This is a genomic window from Bacillus sp. ISL-75 (genome assembly GCF_018613095.1).
Genome location: NZ_JAGGQX010000058.1, coordinates 1 through 1374 on the forward strand (window position 1 = coordinate 1; position 1374 = coordinate 1374).

Annotated in this window: 2 protein-coding genes; both read left to right on the forward strand. The window is 46.9% G+C overall.

What is annotated here, in order from left to right; genetic code table 11:
- Positions 1-149 precede the first annotated feature (149 nt).
- Complete coding sequence (locus J7E63_RS22125) at positions 150-998, forward strand: DegV family protein (RefSeq protein WP_215016560.1); 849 nt, start codon at positions 150-152, stop codon at positions 996-998.
- A 61-nt stretch (positions 999-1059) separates the two neighbouring features.
- Positions 1060-1194, forward strand: a complete 135-nt coding sequence (locus J7E63_RS30220; protein WP_285289965.1) for a hypothetical protein — start codon at positions 1060-1062, stop codon at positions 1192-1194.
- Positions 1195-1374 lie beyond the last annotated feature (180 nt).

The following is a 1374-nucleotide window of genomic DNA, read 5'->3' on the forward strand; positions in this document are numbered from 1 at the left end:
TTAACGGCTTGCTGGGCACGCAGAATAGTAAAGGGCATACTTCACGGTATGCTCTTTTTGTTTTTTTGCGAAGTAATGCAATTTAGCTCTATTTCATATAAAATAGTAAAATCAATATAGTGGTTATATAGATAAGGATGGTAGTTTTTATGAAGACAGCCGTTGTCACGGATAGTACTGCGTATATCCCAAAGGATGTACGAGATAAATGGAATATACATATGATCCCGTTACATGTCATCTTCGGTAACGAGGTTTACCAGGAAGAAATTGATATATCTTGGAGTCAGTTTTATGATGAGGTGAAGACAAAAGCGCTGCCGACTACCTCTCAGCCGCCAATTGGCCAATTTGTCGAGCTATTTGAAAGCCTTTCAAAGGAATATGATGCCGTCATCTGTGTTCACCTATCAAGTGGGATCAGCGGCACTTTCCAAGGGGCTAACGCAGCGAGTACGATGGTTGAAGGCATCGTCGTTTACCCATTTGATTCAGAAATCAGCTGCATGGTTCAAGGCTTTTACGCGATCGAGGCAGCAAAGCTGGCATCCCGCGGCGAGGACGCTGCTTCCATTATGGACCGCTTAGAAGAATTGAAAAAAACGGCTCGTGCCTATTTCATGGTAGACGATTTACAGCATCTGCAGCGAGGCGGCCGCCTTTCAAGTGCACAGGCTTTTATTGGGAGCCTCCTCCAGGTCAAACCACTGCTTCATTTTGACAACAAGGTGATTGTTCCGTTTGAAAAGATCCGCACCCGGAAAAAAGCGATGAATCGAATGGTCGATTTGCTAAGTGAGGAAGTGTCAGGTGGCAGCGAATATCAAGCCGTCATTATTCATGCCAATCGCGAGCAAGAGGCAAAGGAATGGCGCGATGAACTGGCTGCCAGGTATCCAAACGTTGAATTCTCGATTGGTTACTTCGGCGCAGTGATCGGCACCCACCTCGGCGAAGGATCCATGGGCCTAGGCTGGATGAAAAAATTAGATAGGTAAGCGAGTTACCATTCCGTCCTTTCGGCCGGAATGGTTTTTAATTTTAAGGGGTTGGTGGGAAATGCGGTTTAGCGGAATCGTCAGGAGAATCGGCGGAAAAGGTTGTGAAGTCGACGGAATCCGTACGAAGAATGGCGGAATAACTCCAAAAGTTCGCGGAATCCCGGCCCAAATTGGCGGAATCGAACGGCTGTGAGCCAAGCAGTAAATGACCAGAGGCTTGGCTCGAGATATTAAAAAAAGGTAACTAAAAGGGGTTTGGCGGAATCATCAGAGGAATCGGCGGAAAAGGTTGTAAAGTCGGCGGAATCTGGACGAAGAATGGCGGAATAACTCCAGAAGTTGGCGGAATCCAACGGCTGTGAGCCAAGCCGTA

What these genes read in the sequence shown, in the direction of transcription:
- J7E63_RS30220 (WP_285289965.1), top strand. Translation starts at nt 1,060, where the DNA reads ATGCGGTTTAGCGGAATCGTCAGGAGAATCGGCGGAAAAGGTTGTGAA.
- J7E63_RS22125 (WP_215016560.1), top strand. Translation starts at nt 150, where the DNA reads ATGAAGACAGCCGTTGTCACGGATAGTACTGCGTATATCCCAAAGGAT.